The 18407-nt window shown below is 45.2% G+C and carries 17 protein-coding genes and 1 riboswitch; of the genes, 7 read left to right on the top strand and 10 right to left on the bottom strand.

The genetic code is table 11. The annotated features are described in order from the left end of the window. Positions 1 to 3: 3 nt before the first annotated feature. Positions 4 to 912: a Fe(3+) dicitrate ABC transporter substrate-binding protein gene (locus C4S60_RS05440; RefSeq protein ID WP_103879327.1), complete on the bottom strand. Its 909-nt coding sequence runs from the start codon at positions 910 to 912 to the stop codon at positions 4 to 6. Positions 913 to 1065: 153 nt separating this feature from the next. Beyond that, on the bottom strand, positions 1066 to 1677 hold the full coding sequence (locus C4S60_RS05435; RefSeq protein ID WP_103879326.1) for a flavin reductase family protein: 612 nt from the start codon (positions 1675 to 1677) through the stop codon (positions 1066 to 1068). A gap of 133 nt (positions 1678 to 1810) precedes the next feature. Between C4S60_RS05435 and C4S60_RS05430 the strand changes: the two genes are divergently transcribed. Then, on the top strand, positions 1811 to 2389 hold the full coding sequence (locus C4S60_RS05430) for a YceI family protein (RefSeq protein WP_103879325.1): 579 nt from the start codon (positions 1811 to 1813) through the stop codon (positions 2387 to 2389). A gap of 55 nt (positions 2390 to 2444) precedes the next feature. On the opposite strand, the gene C4S60_RS05425 is transcribed toward C4S60_RS05430, so the two are convergent. The 7 genes from C4S60_RS05425 to C4S60_RS05395 all read right to left on the bottom strand — a co-directional run bounded on the left by C4S60_RS05425 (position 2445) and on the right by C4S60_RS05395 (position 10689). Continuing rightward, complete coding sequence (locus tag C4S60_RS05425; protein ID WP_103879324.1) at positions 2445 to 4061, bottom strand: methyl-accepting chemotaxis protein; 1617 nt, start codon at positions 4059 to 4061, stop codon at positions 2445 to 2447. 320 nt (positions 4062 to 4381) lie between these two features. Continuing rightward, the gene (locus C4S60_RS05420) at positions 4382 to 6892 is read right to left on the bottom strand and encodes a PAS domain-containing hybrid sensor histidine kinase/response regulator (RefSeq protein ID WP_103879323.1); all 2511 of its coding nucleotides are present in this window, start codon (positions 6890 to 6892) and stop codon (positions 4382 to 4384) included. Between the two features lie 142 nt (positions 6893 to 7034). Continuing rightward, positions 7035 to 7331 carry an ArsR/SmtB family transcription factor gene (locus tag C4S60_RS05415; protein WP_103879322.1) on the bottom strand — a complete coding sequence of 99 codons (297 nt, stop codon included), beginning with the start codon at positions 7329 to 7331 and terminating at the stop codon, positions 7035 to 7037. A 53-nt stretch (positions 7332 to 7384) separates the two neighbouring features. Then, entirely contained in the window at positions 7385 to 8128 is a 744-nt protein-coding gene (locus tag C4S60_RS05410) for a phosphatase PAP2 family protein (RefSeq protein ID WP_103879321.1), read from the bottom strand. A gap of 185 nt (positions 8129 to 8313) precedes the next feature. After that, positions 8314 to 8610: a hypothetical protein gene (locus tag C4S60_RS05405; protein WP_103879320.1), complete on the bottom strand. Its 297-nt coding sequence runs from the start codon at positions 8608 to 8610 to the stop codon at positions 8314 to 8316. A 145-nt stretch (positions 8611 to 8755) separates the two neighbouring features. After that, on the bottom strand, positions 8756 to 9223 hold the full coding sequence (locus C4S60_RS05400) for a DUF2850 domain-containing protein (protein WP_103879319.1): 468 nt from the start codon (positions 9221 to 9223) through the stop codon (positions 8756 to 8758). Between the two features lie 137 nt (positions 9224 to 9360). Further along, the gene (locus tag C4S60_RS05395; RefSeq protein ID WP_103879318.1) at positions 9361 to 10689 is read right to left on the bottom strand and encodes an ABC1 kinase family protein; all 1329 of its coding nucleotides are present in this window, start codon (positions 10687 to 10689) and stop codon (positions 9361 to 9363) included. A gap of 128 nt (positions 10690 to 10817) precedes the next feature. Between C4S60_RS05395 and ppnP the strand changes: the two genes are divergently transcribed. Further along, positions 10818 to 11099 carry a pyrimidine/purine nucleoside phosphorylase gene (gene ppnP, locus C4S60_RS05390; RefSeq protein ID WP_103879317.1) on the top strand — a complete coding sequence of 94 codons (282 nt, stop codon included), beginning with the start codon at positions 10818 to 10820 and terminating at the stop codon, positions 11097 to 11099. Positions 11100 to 11225: 126 nt separating this feature from the next. Here the strand turns inward: ppnP and C4S60_RS05385 are convergent, their stop codons facing one another. Next, complete coding sequence (locus C4S60_RS05385) at positions 11226 to 12074, bottom strand: pirin family protein (protein WP_103879316.1); 849 nt, start codon at positions 12072 to 12074, stop codon at positions 11226 to 11228. 264 nt (positions 12075 to 12338) lie between these two features. Here C4S60_RS05385 and C4S60_RS05380 point away from each other — a divergent pair, with 264 nt between their 5' ends. The 5 genes from C4S60_RS05380 (at position 12339) to mepA (ending at position 18325) form a co-directional block, all read left to right on the top strand. Next, a complete protein-coding gene (locus tag C4S60_RS05380; RefSeq protein ID WP_103879315.1) occupies positions 12339 to 13235 on the top strand; it encodes an ROK family protein in 897 nt (298 codons plus the stop codon). A gap of 23 nt (positions 13236 to 13258) precedes the next feature. After that, positions 13259 to 14164, top strand: a complete 906-nt coding sequence (locus C4S60_RS05375; RefSeq protein WP_103879314.1) for an ROK family protein — start codon at positions 13259 to 13261, stop codon at positions 14162 to 14164. A gap of 4 nt (positions 14165 to 14168) precedes the next feature. Continuing rightward, positions 14169 to 15566, top strand: a complete 1398-nt coding sequence (locus C4S60_RS05370; protein ID WP_103879313.1) for a glycoside hydrolase family 1 protein — start codon at positions 14169 to 14171, stop codon at positions 15564 to 15566. Positions 15567 to 15649: 83 nt separating this feature from the next. Beyond that, a riboswitch (purine riboswitch) is annotated at positions 15650 to 15749 on the top strand. A gap of 95 nt (positions 15750 to 15844) precedes the next feature. Further along, the gene (locus C4S60_RS05365) at positions 15845 to 16852 is read left to right on the top strand and encodes an adenosine deaminase (RefSeq protein WP_103879312.1); all 1008 of its coding nucleotides are present in this window, start codon (positions 15845 to 15847) and stop codon (positions 16850 to 16852) included. A 633-nt stretch (positions 16853 to 17485) separates the two neighbouring features. Continuing rightward, on the top strand, positions 17486 to 18325 hold the full coding sequence (gene mepA, locus C4S60_RS05360; RefSeq protein WP_244183023.1) for a penicillin-insensitive murein endopeptidase: 840 nt from the start codon (positions 17486 to 17488) through the stop codon (positions 18323 to 18325). Positions 18326 to 18407 lie beyond the last annotated feature (82 nt).

Genomic DNA, 18407 nt, shown 5'->3' with positions numbered 1-18407 from the left:
TGATTATTTATTAATGATATCGGAGAGGTTTCTTGCAATGCCTTCGGCGGCCAGAATTCCTCGGTTAAGTGACCACAACTGTGGGGAAACGTTAATCGCCTGATTACTGCTGGCGACTTTAAGCATTTTGCTCAGTGGGTTTTGTTGCCAATCATCATAAACAGTATGAGGTTTGTAGGGGCCGAGAAGGAGCCAGTCTGGGTTAATCTTTAGTAACTGTTCAAAGCTAACTTCTATATAAGCTTTTTCGCTCTTTGGAACCATCGGTCCTTTTAGGCCCAATGCCTTAATAACCCCACCAGCATATGAGTCGGGGCCATGTAGCCACATTCCTTTGTCGGTAACGACAGCAAATTGGAAAGTTTCTGCGGAAGAAAGTTTGGATTTGTACTCCGTCATTATTGAGCGATGTTTGCTGATGCGTGCTTCCATTTCGGTCGCTTTGTTGACGGCTAATCCGATTTTCATTGCGGATTGCAGATTTTCTTCATAGGTTTCGCCACGACTTTTCAGCAGTAAGGTGGGGGCAATCGCACTTAAGTCTTTATAGATGGTGCTGTGCCTTTCTGCATCAGCGATGATGAGATCCGGTTTTAACTGTGAAATTGCTTCCAGGCTTGGTTGAGGACGGACACCCACGGATTGCCACGGTTTTATCAGCGCGCGGATTTCGGGAAGGATTCTGTCGACATTTTTGTCATCAGCAACACCAACCGGCGATACACCTACTGCCGCCAACGCATCAACAAACGAGTATTCCAGAGCAATAACACGACTGGGTGTGCCTTCAATAGTGATACTTCCCTGTTGGTCGGTGATGACTCTGGACTGTTCAGCGTATGAGACTGCGTTCATCACGCACAGTACAATGAATGATGCGGTACGCATTCCACTTGCGATTAAAGACTTCATTATTATTACATTCTGATAGAAAAGGGGAACGCACTTTATCGCAATTGCTAATGATTATCAATAAGATTATTGATTGCTTTCGGTGATGTGAAGTGGTGAGCCAATACACGCTGTGATTAGCTCACCTATGGAGAGCGTGATGCACTTTCTGGGCTATTGAGGGCGTTTGATGGTGAAGGTCTTTGCCAGTGTGGCATAATCACTTCCACCTAAACGAGAGAGTGGATTAACCTTAAGAGCATCGACCAAAAGCCGCTCGTTATTTATTTCGACAACTGAATCATCGATATAGACCTGTTCGATTTGGGCAATCAGCAAATGTTGCGGTGTCTTTCCCATCTCAACGACTTCGTGCAGAGTACAACCAAATGCAATGGGGCACTCGGCGACTTTCGGTAGTGAGAAGCCTTCAAATTTATTCAGCGCTACTTGACTATGTTGTACTTCAGATTCGCCATGAGAGAGGGTAGCAGATGTCTGAGTCATTACGTCGGCACTGTCTACTGACGCGATGTGGATCACCAGTTTTCGGTTGTTAATGGCGTTAACGGCGGTGTCTTTAAGCGTGCCATCGGGTTTCTTACCCACTGAAATCATAAGTAACGGAGGGTTACTCGAAATCGGCGCAAAATAGGAGAAAGGGGCTAGGTTGTAGTTGTCTGATGCAGACTCGGTCAATACCCATGCAATAGGGCGCGGAATGACGGTTTGGGTCATCAGATGATAGATGGATGTAGCGGAAAGATCTTCTAGATTGATTAGCATACTGGCACGGCTCCATTGTGTCCTGTTTCATCAAAAAAGCTGCAAAACTGTAGCATAAAGCGCGCTGAATATGGAGATTACCACTAACCTCGTCTAAACCTATTAAGACCAACAGGGTAGAGAGGGATACATCATGATAGTGAGAATTGTCGCCATATTAATGTCGATGAGTATTGTCTTGCCTTTGCAGGCAGGGTGGTTATTGGACAATGGCAATTCTACGTTGAAGTTTGTTTCGACAAAGAAGAACGCGATAAGTGAAGTTCATTACTTTAACACCATGACTGGGACTATTAGTGACGATGGGAAAGCAACCATTATTATCAATCTTGCCAGTGTAGAAACTAACATTCCGATACGCAACGAAAGGATGCAGACCATGTTGTTCAACGTTGCGGATCACGCCAATGCAACCATATCTACCATCATCAATATGAGCGAACTAGACAACAGCGATGTCGGAGGTGTGTATTCGACCACAAATGATGTCACCGTTGATCTGTTTGGAAAACAAAAGACCTACTCAGCTAAACTGACTGTGATGAAACTCGGAGACGATAAAATCGGTGTCGTGTCGACGGATCCTATCATTGTGGAGGCTGCCGACTTTGGACTGGAAGGGGGCATAGAAGCTCTAAGAGAAGTAGCAGGGCTGCCATCTATCGCTACATCCGTGCCCGTTACTTTTATTTTGGTTTATAACGAAACCTAGCTTGGTTTGGGTGATGTCATGGGGCTCTATCTAGTGGATGGAGCCCCATTTTTGTTTACACTTTGAAGTAAGCCAAACGTTCGCTCAACTCATCAGAGGCTTGAGCCATAGATTGAGATTGCTCAGCAAGACTTTGACTTGCCTGACGGATCTCACTGATTGAAAGGTGAACGATACTGACGTTTTCGTTGACTTCATTAGCCACGGTGCCTTGCTGCTCTGCAGCCGCGGCAATTTGAGCCACCATGTCATAGGTGTCGTTGAGTTTGGTGACAGCAGTATCCAGCTTGTCCTGAGTCTGGGAAGCAAGCTCGACGCTCTCTGAAACCTTCGTTTGATTGGAGGCCATTACGGTGAGCACGCTGTCGGTGCGTTGGTTTAACTTGTCGATCGTAGCCTGAACTTGAGCAGTAGACTCCTGAGTTCGACTGGCCAGGTTACGTACTTCATCGGCTACAACGGCAAACCCTCTGCCCTGCTCACCAGCTCGTGCTGCTTCAATTGCAGCATTGAGTGCTAACAGGTTGGTTTGCTCGGAGACTTCATGAATAACGTTTACCACATTACTGATGTCATTAACGCCTTGCTTCAGTGCTTCCATTAATTGATGAGTACTATTTATATCATCAGAGATGCCCGCAATATTATTGAGAGTATACCCCATGCTGCGGCTTCCCTCAGCAGCGTATTCTTTACTCTCTTCTGTCGTTGCAGAGGTCCTTTCTGAATTGCCTGCGATGTCTTGAATCGTTGATGACATCTCGCTCATCGCCGTTGCCAGTTGCTCCAGCTGCTGACTTTGAGAGTTGATACTGGTTGATGTTTCTTCACTGGCCGCGGCAATGCTGCTTGAAAGTTGGCTTGAATGGCTAGCAGATGCTTTAGCGGCTGTTATCGTTTCTTTCAGTGCCGTCATCATTCGGTCGAGTTCATTGCTCAGGTAACCCATTTCATCCTGACGAGAAGTTTTCATATTAATGGTCAGGTCACCATCTGCAACGCTGTGCACTTGTTTAACCAGCTTTTCGATGGGCTGGACGATATTTCTCGCCACAACCAGACAAATGACAACCAGAGCCAAAGCGGCAATTGCATCGACAATGAGTTCTTTAATCAGGTGTTGCTGGAATGCCTTGTCGATATCGGATGTTTGCACACCGGTTCCGATGATCCAGTCCCACTCCGGAATGTAGTTGACGAACGACACCTTTTGGGATTCTTCCCCATCACTGCCGATCCAGTAATAAGTCAGATAACCACTGCCTTTTTGCTTGGCAATAGACGCCATCTCTTGCCAGAAATGATTACCCCGAGAATCTGTGAGTGTGCTGGTGCTGGTACCATTAAGTTGCGGTTGAGTAGGATGCATGACTATGGTGTTGGTGGTCGTTGCAATCCAAAAGTAGTTGTTACCATCGTAGCGCAGCTGACTTATGGCTTGTTGGGCTGCCTGTTGCGCTTGCTCACGTCCTAATACGTTTTCAAGGCCATGATAATGTTTGGCAAGTGTATAAGCGATATCAACGTTGGATCGCACACGCTCTTTTCGCTGTTCGTAGTTGGCTTCTTTCTGTATGAGTAGGTTAAAAGTACCTAGTGAAAACAAAATTAGTACCGCAAACGCGACAATTGCTTGCAGTTTAGTTCGAATAGACAGGTTGTTAAGCCTCACTGCGTTATCCTTTTCTAAGTTGTTATTGTGATAAATTTATTCTGATTATGTGTGTAAGATTAACGAAAATCACCAATCTTAGAGTGTTACTGGCATACTTTTAAATGCAATGACGCTACGATATTGATTAGGTTGTAATTAGTCAACACTGTTTATAAATCTTAATACTATTCGAGAGAATTATATTAAACGTTCTAATTTTATGGGTGTTTTCTGGTCAATTTCAATGAGTTGTAATAGAAAGTTCTGATTCTATAAAGAAGAGACAAAATTAACTTTAAACAGGAATAAATCATGTGAATAAAAGGAGTGTATTGTATTTACCTTCCGGCATGTTGTTTCCCTATGGAAATTTTAAATCGATTCAGAGCTTCAAAGAGAGCTTCTTTCTTTAATGGTTTGTGGAGCACGCAATCAGCCCCGGCATCGATAAAAGACTGCTTCGAGTCGGAGAACACATCGGCTGTCCATCCAAATATCAAAATACCGCTATCGAACTGTTGTCGTATTTGTCTGCAGGCTTCTATACCATCCATCACGGGCATATGATTGTCCAAAAGTACAAGATCGTAGGGATGATTGCTCAGCGCATCAAGAGCCAGTTGTCCATTTTCAACAATCGTGACTTTTTGTCCGTCCTTCTCTAATAGTTTTTGCGCAATAAGTGCGTTGATATGGTTATCCTCAACCACCAGAATATCCAGTCCAGAAAGGTTTGAACTGTCTTTATAGTGTTGCGTTAACAGACTGTCGGCAGGTTGAATAGTGGTGCGTAGGGGTATTTCAAACTCAAATCGAGTCCCTTGCCCTACAATGCTTGACGCCTGGATTGTCCCCCCCATCTTTTCGATCAGTTGTTTAACTATGGCTAGACCAAGCCCAGTACCTCCATAGTCTCTGGTGGTAGAAGTGTCTGCCTGAACAAAAGGTTCAAAGACAATGTCGAGTGCGTCAGGCTGAATACCAATACCTGTATCTTCAACCACGAAAGATATGTGTTTTGAGTGGGGTTTTAAGCGACCTATGGTTACAGTAATAGCCCCTAGTTTGGTGAACTTGATGGCATTGTTAATCAGGTTGTAGAGAATCTGCCTTATGCGGTTTTTGTCTCCAAGATAGCTGACTTTGTTATCGACGTTACATTGAATGGTGAAATGAATTCCTTTCTCCTTGCAGACCGTTTGGTAGGTGGAAAGTAACGGTGCGACTATCTGCTCAAGATTAAACGGGTTTTCTTCTATTTCTATGCGGTTTTGTTCGACCTTGGTGAGGTCAAGAATATCGTTCAGGATAGAGATAAGATGGTTGCCAGAATCGAGGATGAGCATCAGACTTTCTTTTTGTTTTGGGTCCTCGGTTTCAGAGAGCATCACCTGCACCATGCCTAATACACCATTCATTGGGGTGCGAATTTCGTGGCTCATAGTCGCCAGAAACTGAGATTTGGCGATATTCGCCGAGTCGGCAGCTTTGACTGCAAGCTCCAGCTTTTCAAGAAGTTTTTTATGAGTAGTAATGTCACGCTCAATGACAATAAATTTATCCGTAGCACCCTTGGTATCGAAGGTCGGGGTTATGTCTATGTCCACCCAGTAGGGGACATGATCTCGGGAATGATTGATGAGTTCGACGCGGGTTTGAATCCCTCGTGTTAGTGAGTCAGTAATCTTTACGGTGGCGAGAGGATCGGAATGGTCGCAATAGAGAAGCGAACTCAACTCAACACCTTTGATCTCCTCAAGAGTCCATCCGGAAAGCTTCTCAAACGCGTGGTTAACCCATTCAACATGGCCGTTGTGATTGGCGATCAAAATTGCATCGTTAGCCTGCTTTACCACATTAGTTAGAAGCCTGGCTTCATCTACCTTTTTATTAAGTAGCTTAGTTTGTACCGACAGGGCGATTTTTGACTGCTCAAGTTTTTGAAATGGATTGATGATTAGCTGCTGCCCAAGAAGGTAGACAATAGCAGAGGAGACTGTGAGCGCGATGAGAATAGCGAAAGCTAAACTATAAAGCAGAGCGTTCTTCTGGTTGATAAATGTTTGACGGTTGACCCCAAACTGCAACGAAATATCGGATTTGTCGAGTTTAACGCTGGTTATGTTCCAATCTGTCCCCGGCGGTGTTTCCACCCAGGTAGACCCGGGTTGAGTCAATGAGTACCATCGAGTGTTGTTTTCTTGCAATGAACTGAAAAAAGTTGTGTTGTTATAAGGAAAGGCACCCACAACAACGCCCGAAAGCGTCTCATTTGAGTAAATAGGTTTATAGAAGCGAATGACTTTTTGTTGGTTTTGCTGACGCAACAAATAAACGGTTAGCTGACTTTGTGTCTGCTTAATTTTGCTGAGAAGAGCGAGTCGATTTTCAATCGGACCTTCTTGAGGCAAGCTATTGAACTTCACGATGCCGTTAGCATCAAAGAGACAGAACTTAACCTTAGCGTTGGAAAGATGAAACTGGTGCAAGTGTTTGAAAATATTATCTTCATCGACATTTGATGAACTAGAGACGTTACTGCTATCGTGATTATGGTCATGATTCGAAGGAGATTTTTTTGGGAAATTTCCCTTTACTGCAGCGATGATAGCGGGTTCTTCTACTAAATGGGAGATGTGCATATCCATGGCAATGAAAAATTGATCCATGAAGTTTTTTGCCGCTTGAATTTCAATCTGACTGCTGTCTTTTTGCAACGCATCTATGGTTTTTTCCGCTTCATAGTTGGTCATCAGCAAAATAGCGATTGCTGTGATACCGAAGGTTAACATCATAAATATGGTGAGAAGCGTTTGACCTGTGTATTGCGCTGCTCTTAAAAACTTCATGAGCTCATCTCCCTATGACTCTTCGATAATCATAGGGGGCAGTATGGTGTTGCGCTAAAGCCAGAGAGGGATAGAGGGCAGGAGTCTTATAATTAAGATGATAGAGGGGAGAACAGGTCGCACTCACACGACCTGACGATATCTATAGGCACGTCTCGTCGCTGCAGCATTCATCTTGAAGAAAGGCAATAACACCTTCTAAATGTTCGTACTTCGCGACGCAATACAGAGTCCGACCTTCACGCCGTTGTTCGATTAACTGAGCCGACGCCAGACTGGAAATGTGGTGGGACAACGTCGACCCGGGAATCTCCAGCCGATCCTGAATGACACCTACGGGGATGCCTTTGTGCCCTGCTTTGACCACTTGGCGGTAGATGGCGAGTCGCGTTACATGACCTAGTTCTTTGAGCGCTTTTGCAGCGACTTCAATTTGCATAAATCGATCTCCATAATCAGTATTTCGATGATAGTGGAAATTACGCTGCGCCTCTAGTGGTTTTTTAATTTGCCTAACATCTTGTCAACGACAGGATAGTGGTAGGGTACAAGAGTATACAAAATGAGTGCAAACAGCATGGAACCGTAGAGATCGACAGGCCGATGCATGCCGAGCCACAGTCGGGTTCCTGCAACGCCTACAGCCCAAAGTATTACCACAGAAGCGGCAAAGTACTGTCGTTCGCTGAAAAGAATACCACCAAAGAACAGTACACAGATGGAGGCGAAAATCGTATGACCCGACGGGAAGGAGTAGTCGGTTTCGCCGATCCAGTGTTTTGTTCTCCACTCACTGACGCTTTCACCGACTTGCTGGATTCGTTTATCCTTCTCTTTAGTACTTAAAGAGTAGAAGCTTTGTGGTGAGGGCAGTACTTGAAGTTGGGTTAGTGTTTCAGTATACGGCCTTGGGCTTTGGGTAAATTCCTTAAGCACCGATTTCGCACCAAAACTCAATACTAGAAGTAACCCCAACTGAACTAAATAGTGTAATTTGTGATTGCTTTGACGAATACAATAAGCAGAGAAACTCATCAATAGAGCTAACGTGAACAAAAAACCTTGATGACCAGCAGAGTAAGTTAAGTTTTGCAAAATCAGACCAGTAGTATCAGGAACATAGGACGTTAGGTCTGATGGAAAGTAAAGCAAGACCACTACAAATGTAAGCGATGCATAGATGGCAAGGCAAAGCATGCCAGCTAATTTTGTCTCTTTCGATAATCGGAAGGTCATAAGATTGGTTAGGCTGATTGTAAAGCGAGTATCATATGAAAAACTTAATGGTGGAAGTTCAGAGAACTGTCATAATGTGACCGTAGAGGAAAAAATAAAGGCGCACAGAACATACGCCTTCATCATCGAAGGCATATTGAATTCAAAGCAGTTTGCGCGTCAGCACAGCGGATTTGCAGCAAGAGTTACAAATCTCTCATCAATTGCTCGAAGTCCTCGTTGGCCTGTTTAACCAGCGTATTCAATTCGTCAGCATCGGTGTTTGACAGTGTATATTGCCAATGTGTCTGGTTATTTTTGTCGATGCCAGCGACTACAGTACCTGTTGCAGAGCGTTTAAAAACTAAATGTTCAAAATCGGTATTATGATGTTGCTGAGATTCGATAATATCAAACTCGAGCTCACCAACTGGGTTGACGTGAACTCGTGCGTGTTCTCTGTGACTGCTTTGGAGTAAAAAATTGCGATGGGTAATGATCATTTTCTTCTCCTGATTGACTCTGGGGGACCCTATTTAAAAGTCTAGGCAGGAAAATCGGCTGATACGACAAAACCAATAGTATATTTGATTGTGGTCAAAAAATAACCAGTCCTTTTTCATGATTCTATCAACAAGCTGTGAACCGTTATTGAGTGGAGAAATGTTCTCTTAATGCAGAGCGACGATTTTGTCCCGGGTTGTAACCATCCATAGGGACGGTGTGTTCAAAGCCTTCGAGGATAAAGCGTTGAGGGGGAAGAGCTGGCGTAATTCTTCTTAGCTGCGGAGAGCGGGCGGTGCCAACTTTTTCATAGACCCATAATCCACTGCCAGTTTTGACTCGAATAATGCGGCCGTCAAATTGATACGAAGTGGCGACAAGGCGGTGGTTGCGAAGGGTACCTGCATCGGAAAAAGTGAGTATTTCCGTACTTTGTTTTGGCGCTCCAATTTCTATCCAGTTTCCGTACACTCTGGTTGGGGAAATGTGGTTTTTGTGGCTGGTATAAAACGCGAAGCCAAGTGCAATGCAAAGGCAGAGACCAATTACAATGAAGAGGGCAGCCATTAATGTGTCTTTGTTGCTTACTGTACTTCCGTTGAGCTTTGTCATTCCCTTTCGTCCTTGCTGGCTTTCTCATTATATCGACCTGCTTTAAAGCAACTTTAGACATTACCATCCCATTTATTAATCAACGGATTGTAACGCCTTGTGATCGAGCCGAGTTGTGACGACCAATCAAAGCGTACTCAGGCAACCTGCGGATTGGATAAACGATAGGGAGCAAACAGTGCTCCGACGTCAACCTGTGCCCGCAACCTAGCAGCCAGTAGATAGAGCCCACCGATCTTACGGTGGAGAAACAGTGCGTCCGCTGGTGGGGTATGCCAGTAGTTTTTTTCCATGCTAAGAACCGTGCCAGCCTGACTCAACCTCTGAGCAAGATTGCTGGAGCCAAAATCATAGCGACCTGGATGACGAAGAGGCTCTGTCGCCAGTTTGACCAGATCAAGTATCGCAGCTTTTTGTTGCGGAAGGATTTGTTGATTGAAGAAGCCAATTTGCTGCAGCGCTGCATCAAGTTGTCGGTCATGGTGATTCAGAACGGCACTGAAGGCAAGTTTGTAACCCATACTGATATCTTCACTGTATGAGCGGGTTGCTCCGAAGTCGAGCAAGATGATTTTTTGCTCATCATGGCTATATAAAAAGTTAGCAAAGTTGGGGTCAGTTTGAACCAGTTTAAAGTCAAACAGCTCTCTGAACAGCAACTCTAACAGCATTTGGACAGCTGTGTTACGAGTGTGCTGGTCAGCAGTAACCAGAGACTCAATCGCCACACCGGTTACATGCGTCATAGCTAACACATTATCGGTGGTAATTTCTCTGATGACACGAGGCAGAATAAAATGGGATGAACTTCCCAATAACTGTTGATAGTGCTCGAGCAATTTGGCTTCGAGCATATAGTCAGCTTCCGCATGTAGCTGTTTCTTGGCCTCTTCCAACAGACCTTGATAATCTACGCCTTTCGGTATTATGCCCGCCAGATTTAACAGCGTGCCCACGTTGTCTACATCACTATCAATACTTTTTTTAATACCAGGATATTGCACTTTAATCGCGAGTTTAGTGCCGTCCTCCAGGTGTGCTTGATGGACTTGCCCAATAGAGGCGCTGGCTATGGGTTTAAAGTTGAACTCGATAAAGTGGCGCTTCCAGTCTGCCCCGAGTTCTTCGCTTAATACAGCCGCCAACTGAACTGCTGGCATGGGAGCTGCGTCAGCCCGGAGACGCGCCAAAATGTCCGCCAGTTCTGGGCTGATAAGGTCACCTGCGTCCATTGACATCAATTGTCCGACTTTCATGGCGGCACCACGCAACTGTGCCAGTTGATCGGTGACTCGTTTAATATTACTGGGTGTAAGAAGCAGTTCTTTGGCATTAGGTCGTTTGCCCTGAGCGAACTGTTTGGCTCCTTCGGTGACCATAGCACCTGTGACTCTTGTAGCCAGAGAGGCGAGTTTTCCAAATCGAGTGATTCGATTGGTGGGTACCTTGCTTTCTTTATTGGACATACCGTGTCTCACATCATAGTAGTATGGTTTTTATACTATTTGTCATTCACATCTGATCAATGACTTGTTTTCATTCATGTTGTGGGGTAAAACCATCATTCAAAGATCAATGTTAACAGGGAAGTCAAATGATTAAAGAAAATACCTATTTCGACGGTGCCGTGAAGTCACTCGGTTTTACTCAGAGCGATGGCGATAGTAGTGTTGGAGTGATGGCTCCGGGTGAATATACTTTTGGAACTGCGGCACCTGAAAAAATGACAGTTGTTAAGGGTGCACTGACCATTAAACGTGCTGGTGATAATGATTGGTCCACATTTAACGCTGGTGAATCATTCGATGTAGAGGGAGACTCGAGTTTCGATCTGATTGTTGAGCAGTCAACGGCTTATCTGTGCGAGTACTTGTAACGTCAAGCTATCAGTGTTTGGATAGTAGATAATAAAAAAACGCATCGACGTTTCGTCGATGCGTGACACACAGGCAGTGGATTTTAGGTGTCAAAATGGATGAGAATCTGTCGTGCTCACTATCTATCAATAGTTATCAAACACGCCCGAATTGTAGTCGTTAATCGCTTGTTGTATTTCTTGCGCGCTATTCATGACAAATGGACCGTAGTGCACGACGGGCTCGTTAATCGGCTCTCCTATAAAGACCAATACGCCTGAATCCAATCCCGCTGTAATCTCCATTGCATTACCTTTCGAGGTAAGTGCAAGTTCTCCCTGTTTCAAGCTTTCGCCCGCAACCTTTATCTCTCCGCGATAAACGTAGAGCATCATATTGTGCTCTTCCGGCATACCCAGCATGACGTTCTGTCCCAGCTTTGAGCGCCAGTCAGCGACGGTAGCAGGCACCCCAGTTTGGGTAAGTGGACCGACTAGCGACTCGCCGTTTACACTCAATGCGCCTGACATTAATCGAATCAGACCCGATTGCGGAGGCGAAAGCTCAGTGATCGTTTCTGGCTGGAAATCATGGTATTTCGCTGGTGTCATTTTGTCCCGAGCTGGCTGATTGATCCAAATCTGGAAACCATGCAAGTCACCCGCTTCCATGATTGGCATTTCGCTATGAATTACGCCGCGTCCAGCTGCCATCCATTGGGCTCCACCAGAGCGAAGTTCACCAACGTTGCCCATATGATCTTTATGTTGGAAGTGCCCTTGCATCATATAAGTCAAAGTCTCGATACCACGATGAGGATGTGGAGGAAAACCACCAATGTAATCTTTCCTGTCATCTGACTTGAGCTCATCAATCATTAAAAATGGAGAGAAGCCGGGGTTGTCAAACCCATGCACACGACGGATTTTTACCCCATCGCCGTCGGATGTTGCATGTGAAGGTATGATTTGTTGAATGGTTCTAAAGCGTGTCATGACTGACCTCCTTTGTTGTTTATTACTATAGATGCTCGGGGACCAGGTTTTGAGAGGTGTAAAGTGAAGGAGTCGTTCAAATATATTGAATGACCTTTATATGTATATAGTTTTAAATAGTATAATTATATAGTTTTATGTGACAGGCATGGCGTTTTGCGATCTGCTCGCTTTCGTTACTCATTGAATTTTGCTTTATTAGATACATAGCCAACGGCCTGTAGCTATTTACGAGATGTTAACACGAGCGAAAGAGAGCAAATTATGATCGTAGGACTCGATATTGGTGGTACCAAAATTGAAGGTGTCGGACTGGACTCAAACAATTACCAAACCGTGGTAAAACACCGAGAGCCGACAGACAAGAGCAGCTATCAAGCTTTCCTTAACTCGGTTATGTCCGTGATTCACGTTGTGGGCGAGCAAGGTAACATTGAGTCAATCGGCATCGGTTGCTGCGGCTCCGTCGGCAATGATGGGTTAATGCAGGGTGCGAACGTCACGGTATTGAACGGTCAGGACTTCATTGGAGATATCCAAAGACAGATCAATGTTCCCGTCGCCATCGCTAATGATGCGGACTGTCTGGCACTGTCGGAGTTTAAAGACGGCGCAGCAAAAGAGGCCAGTAACTCGTGTGTGGCGGTGATCATCGGTACCGGATGTGGTTCTGGTGTCATCATTAACAATGGTCTGGTTACGGGTCTTAATAAACTGGGCGGGGAACTTGGCCATAATCCGTTACCAAACTTCAGTCCGGACAAAGATGGCGCGCCTGTCGAATGCTATTGTGGTTCGATGAATTGTGCCGAGTCGTTCGTGTCGGGAACGGGATTCGCCCGAACCTTCTCTGATAAGTATTTTGTGGCTGACTCAAAACAGATAATGGCACTGCATGCGCAGGGCGATAAGCGAGCTATTGATCATCTGGACCTTTATTGTGATCAACTGGCAAGGACACTGGCGTGCGTGGTCAACTTTGTCGACCCGGAAGTGATCGTGTTAGGCGGTGGCATGTCTAACATCGACACTATATATCCCTTGGTGCAGCAGAAGCTATCTCAATACACCTTCACCAAGTCAGTTCAAACGCAAATCGTTAAAAATGTACACGGCGATTCCTCTGGGGTACGCGGCGCCGCATTTTTGCATTCACTGTAAAGTGGTTAATGGCATAGAGGCATATGAACGAACAAGCTTGTTATCTTGTATTAGACTTTGGCGGAACGTCCGTTAAGGGTGCAGTAATGAATGGCGAGGCAAGCATTCTGGAAAGATGTTCGTTACCCAGTCAGGTCGACAGCTACGATGCTTTTCTCGAGTCTCTCCTACCTAAGTTTGATGAGTTTAGGCAGAATTATGACCTAAAAGGTATAGCCATCAGCACTTGTGGTGCAGTCGATGTTGAGCGCGGTGTGATCGAGGGCGCAAGTGCATTGAAGTACATCCATAATATTGACATCAGAGCACAATATCACAGCCGATTTGGGCTTCCTGTCGAACTGGAAAATGACGGTTGTTGTGCTGCTCTGGCAGAAGGATGGCTTGGTGCTGGCAGCAGTTCGAACAACTTTTGCCTGCTGGTGCTAGGCTCTGGTGTCGGTGGCGCTATTGTGAATTCAGGTAAAGTCACGAAAGGCGCACATCTTCATGCCGGTGAATTTGGCTACTGTATTCTGCGCTTTGAGCAAGGGGTGCCGTTAACATACTCAGAGCTCGCCTCAACCCGTGGGATGGTCTTGAAAACCGCTCGTGCGCTTGGAGTGTCACCTGATGAACTCGATGGTCTGAAGGTCTTTGAGCTTTACGACCAAGGAGAGCCGACGGTTATTGACGTAGTAGAGCAGTGGTATATGGACCTCGCTACGGTGCTGTTCAACATTCAATACTCACTTGATCCGGAGTGTATCTTATTAGGTGGCGCTATCAGTCGCCGAAAGGGACTTATAGAGAAGATCAACCAAAAACTGGATGGCATTCATTCTCATCACCCCATTGCCAAAATCCGACCTAATCCAAAGCTCACTCAGTTTGGCAATGATGCCAATTTGATTGGTGCGTTAAAACACTTTTTGAATAGACAAGGTTAGTACAATGACCAAATATACATTTCCGCAGAATTTTATGTGGGGCGCTGCCGCGTCCGGAATTCAGACAGAAGGCACGACCAATAAGGCCAATGATTCTATTTGGGACCTTTGGCACCAAAAGAATCCGGAGCGTTTTTATCGTGGAATCAGCTCTGACAAGGTGACGGATACCTATCACCGATATAAAGAAGATGTGCAGAACATGAAAAAAGTGGGTTTCAACTCATTTCGCACTTCGATTCAATGGTCTCGACTGATCAAAGACTATGAGACCGGAGAGGTATGCCCGGATGCGGTTGAGTTTTATAACCACTACATCGATGAAATGATCGCTCATGGTATTGAGCCGATGATGAATCTGTATCACTTCGACATGCCTGCAGTACTGCAAGAGAAGTTTGGTGGTTTTGAATCAAAAAAGGTTGTCGAACTGTTCGCCGACTACGCGGAAACGGCGTTTAAACTCTTTGGTCACAAAGTGAAGTACTGGATTACATTTAATGAGCCAATCGTTCCTGTGGAAGGTGGCTATCTTTATGACTTCCATTATCCATGTAAAAAAGATGGCAAACTTGCCGTTCAGGTTGCTTTTAACATTATTTTGGCCCATGCCAAGGCGGTCCATCGCTTTAACGCTCTGAATCTGAATAATTCTCAGATTGGTATCGTTTTGAACTTAACGCCTTCCTATACCCGTAGTGATAGTGAAGAAGACAAACAAGCGGCGTGGTATGCGGACCTGCTATTTAACCGTAGCTTTCTGGATCCAATGGTGAAAAATGAGATCCCTAAGGAGCTGTGTGATGTACTCAGGGAGCAAGGTGTCACGCCGAAGACAACGTCGGAAGAGATAGCCCTAATCGAGACGGCAAAGGTTGAATTTCTTGGTGTGAACTATTATGTCCCTCGCCGGGTGAAGGCTCGTGAAGCGGATTACGAGCTTGACTATTTTACACCTGAGGTATATTTCGAAAATTACATCAATCCGCAGGGACGCTTTAATCCTTATCGCGATAATAACGAAATTTTACCGACGGCAGTTTACGATATCGCAAAAAATGTTCAGCAAAATTACGGCAATATCCCCTGGTACCTTGCCGAGATAGGTATTGCCATGGACGAGGATTCTGAGGGAGAACCGGGTGCCGATGGTTTAATTGATGACTCGTTTCGTACTGGTCTGATGAAAGAGCATCTCGTTCAGCTGCATAAAGCCATTGAAGAAGGATCCAACTGCTTTGGTGTTCACCAGTGGACGTTTATTGATAACTGGTCTTGGCTCAATTCCTTCAAGCGTCGCTATGGCTTCTATCGCCTCGATCTGGATACAGGAAATCGTATCCCTAAGAAGCATGGTCTTTGGTTCAAAGAGCTAGCGACAACTGGGGCATTCGAAGACTGATCCTCGACGAAACAGACAGCCAAATATGCGGAGCGCAAGCGTTCCGCTTTTCACATTAGTGTTGAATCGTGGTGCCAGTCACGTACAATAACAAACGTTTGCTTCGTATAACCCCAATGATATGGTTTGGGGGTCTCTACCAGCTCCCGTAAAGTGCTGATTACGAAGAGTCAGGATCACTCTGGTGTTCTTGCTCTTTGTATTGGCGTTCGAAAAAACACTCCTTATTTTCCTATACTTAGAGTAAGTGCACCCACAACAATCATAATAGGTGGAATATGAACGCATTTATTCAAGGTCTCCCAAAAGTCGAGTTGCATCTCCATATTGAAGGTTCGTTGGAGCCTGAACTCTTGTTTAAGTTAGCTCAGCGTAATGGCTTATCCATTCCTTATGATTCTCCGGAGGAATTACGTAAAGCCTATGAATTTGAAGATTTGCAATCGTTTTTGGATATCTATTACCAGGGCGCAAATGCGCTGCAGACCGAGCAGGATTTTTACGATCTAACCTGGGCATATCTCAAACGCTGTGAACAGGACAACGTAATGCATACAGAGATATTTTTCGATCCTCAGACCCACACTGAGAGAGGCATCAGCTTTGGCACTGTCATCAATGGGATTGATCGGGCACTGAAGGAAGGGGAAGAGTCATTGGGGATCTCTTCTCAGCTTATCATGTGTTTTTTACGACACTTGTCTGAACAGGCAGCACTTGAAACCTTGTCCCAGGCACTGCCGTACAAGGATAAAATTATAGCTGTTGGACTGGATTCTTCAGAAAAGGGCCATCCGCCTGAGAAATTTGCCCGCGTGTTTACCGAAGCCAGAAAGGCGGGCTTTCTGACCGTAGCTCATGCCGGTGAAGAGGGCCCTGCGCAAAACATATATGATGCAATAGAACTTCTCGGTGTGAGTAGGGTGGATCATGGTGTGCGATGCGTAGAAAGTGATGCGTTAGTGGAGCAACTGATTGAGTCTCAAATGCCTCTGACGGTCTGTCCGTTATCAAACATTAAATTGTGCGTCTTTGAGTCTATGGCTGACCATAACATAGTAGAGCTATTGAGAAAGGGCGTTGCAGTTACGATCAACTCAGATGATCCCGCGTACTTTGGCGGTTATATGACGGATAATTTTCTTGCCGTTAGTCAGGCCCATAAAATGAGCAAAGAGGAAATCGCTAAATTTACGTTAAATGCGATAGACGCGAGCTTTATCGATAACGAAAAGAAACAGGCCTACCGCCAACGAGTGAATCACTATCTGAATTCGGAATCTTGAGCTCACTCCGGCACATAAAAAGCAAAGTCGTCATTCCCGAAAAAGGTGGCAGCCTCAAAAAAGGAATGACGACTAGGACGATAACCTAAACTATCGAGAGACAATTCAGTAAACTATATGTAGCGTGTTCCTGCCACTACCGCAACTCTAATAACTGAGCCAATCATTGTTTTCTTTACATTTGTGAAACATTTCAACTTCTGTATATCAGACTAATAATGGCAAACTAAGTCACCTGTTGTTGACCAATGGTTGGTTGATGAACGTGACGACAACCAAAAGCGAGTGTGATCGAATTTGGACAGGCGACCTTTGAATGCTGCACTATATTTATACTTATACTCAAGTAACCTCAAGATGCTTGTTCAGCGAGAACTACTTGGCTTCTAGGCGCGGCAGTGATTTGAAGATCTAGTGGCTCTAAATCGAAAATCGCTAACAAAGCATATAAGCCAAGTAAACTCGGCCTTTGGGAACTCATCAAGGTGCTCATTTCTGCGTCAAATAGCTTCCAAAGGGAATAGCCATTCCTTCAACTATTTTCCTTGAACTGAACTCCTTGATGAAGCTCTGAGTCCTGCATCTTGAGGTCACTTGAGTATATCTGTCCAATTTTGTATGGAATACAGAGGGATGACGATGGCTAAATATGGATGGTTTGCGTTATGGCTGGTGGCGTGGCATGTCTCAGCATTAGATCGCTCTTGGGATGAAATTGCTTTCCCGAGTAAAGGGAGCTCCAACTCAATTGGTAGTTATGCTAATGGTTGTCTTGCTGGTGGGGCGGAACTGTCTTTAGACGGCGCTGGCTATCAGGTAATTCGTTCACAAAGGAAACGCTATTTTGGCCATCAAGATATGATTGGTTACTTGACGGAGCTTGCAGGAAGCGTAGATCGATTAGGAATCGGTCACCTGCTAGTGGGGGACATAGCGATGCCTAGGGGAGGTCGTTTTACTTCGGGTCATGCAAGTCATCAAACCGGGCTCGATGCCGACATCTGGTTGCGGTTACCCAGTGAGCCCTTAACCCGGAAAGAGTTGCAAAACCCTGAACCGTATCCCGTTGTCGATATTGATAACTATCGGTTTAAAAAAGAGAAATGGACTACCAATCACTCCCTGTTGCTACAAATTGCGGCAGTTGACGAGCGAGTTTCCCGCATTTTCGTCCATCCGTTGATCAAAAAACAGTTATGTGAAGTGTCGTGGAAAGAGCGAGACTGGTTACGTAAAGTAAGACCTTGGTGGGGGCATTACTACCATTTTCATGTTCGCCTTCACTGTCCTGAAGGGGACAATCAATGTGTTGCACAAAATCCTCCTCCGCCAGGTGATGGTTGTGGCGCGGAACTGGCTTCCTGGAAGCCCTATGTCCCAGTGAAAAAGGCGGTGAAAAAACAGCCAGTTGAGCCTCAAAAATCCAGCAAGCCTAAGTATCAAGAGTGTATTGCATTGTTGACTGGCCCCTAAGCTGGAAAGCACGCTAGAGGATAGGTGACAAGAGTCGTTGCTAAAGTAAATTGACAGCTCAAAGCATTGAAATCGTGTGTGG

It is taken from the genome of Vibrio hangzhouensis, from assembly GCF_900107935.1.
Classification (GTDB): Bacteria; Pseudomonadota; Gammaproteobacteria; order Enterobacterales; family Vibrionaceae; genus Vibrio; species Vibrio hangzhouensis.
This window is presented reverse-complemented; position numbering and strand designations above follow the sequence as displayed.

Bases quoted from the DNA above. Each gene is read 5' to 3' on its own strand.
- C4S60_RS05420 (WP_103879323.1), bottom strand. From the start codon at position 6,892: ATGAAGTTTTTAAGAGCAGCGCAATACACAGGTCAAACGCTTCTCACC.
- C4S60_RS05400 (WP_103879319.1), bottom strand. From the start codon at position 9,223: ATGACAAAGCTCAACGGAAGTACAGTAAGCAACAAAGACACATTAATG.
- C4S60_RS05440 (WP_103879327.1), bottom strand. From the start codon at position 912: ATGAAGTCTTTAATCGCAAGTGGAATGCGTACCGCATCATTCATTGTA.
- C4S60_RS05405 (WP_103879320.1), bottom strand. From the start codon at position 8,610: ATGATCATTACCCATCGCAATTTTTTACTCCAAAGCAGTCACAGAGAA.
- C4S60_RS05365 (WP_103879312.1), top strand. From the start codon at position 15,845: ATGAACGCATTTATTCAAGGTCTCCCAAAAGTCGAGTTGCATCTCCAT.
- C4S60_RS05370 (WP_103879313.1), top strand. From the start codon at position 14,169: ATGACCAAATATACATTTCCGCAGAATTTTATGTGGGGCGCTGCCGCG.
- C4S60_RS05415 (WP_103879322.1), bottom strand. From the start codon at position 7,331: ATGCAAATTGAAGTCGCTGCAAAAGCGCTCAAAGAACTAGGTCATGTA.
- C4S60_RS05380 (WP_103879315.1), top strand. From the start codon at position 12,339: ATGATCGTAGGACTCGATATTGGTGGTACCAAAATTGAAGGTGTCGGA.
- C4S60_RS05385 (WP_103879316.1), bottom strand. From the start codon at position 12,074: ATGACACGCTTTAGAACCATTCAACAAATCATACCTTCACATGCAACA.
- ppnP (WP_103879317.1), top strand. From the start codon at position 10,818: ATGATTAAAGAAAATACCTATTTCGACGGTGCCGTGAAGTCACTCGGT.
- C4S60_RS05375 (WP_103879314.1), top strand. From the start codon at position 13,259: ATGAACGAACAAGCTTGTTATCTTGTATTAGACTTTGGCGGAACGTCC.
- C4S60_RS05395 (WP_103879318.1), bottom strand. From the start codon at position 10,689: ATGTCCAATAAAGAAAGCAAGGTACCCACCAATCGAATCACTCGATTT.
- C4S60_RS05435 (WP_103879326.1), bottom strand. From the start codon at position 1,677: ATGCTAATCAATCTAGAAGATCTTTCCGCTACATCCATCTATCATCTG.
- C4S60_RS05430 (WP_103879325.1), top strand. From the start codon at position 1,811: ATGATAGTGAGAATTGTCGCCATATTAATGTCGATGAGTATTGTCTTG.
- C4S60_RS05410 (WP_103879321.1), bottom strand. From the start codon at position 8,128: ATGACCTTCCGATTATCGAAAGAGACAAAATTAGCTGGCATGCTTTGC.
- mepA (WP_244183023.1), top strand. From the start codon at position 17,486: ATGACGATGGCTAAATATGGATGGTTTGCGTTATGGCTGGTGGCGTGG.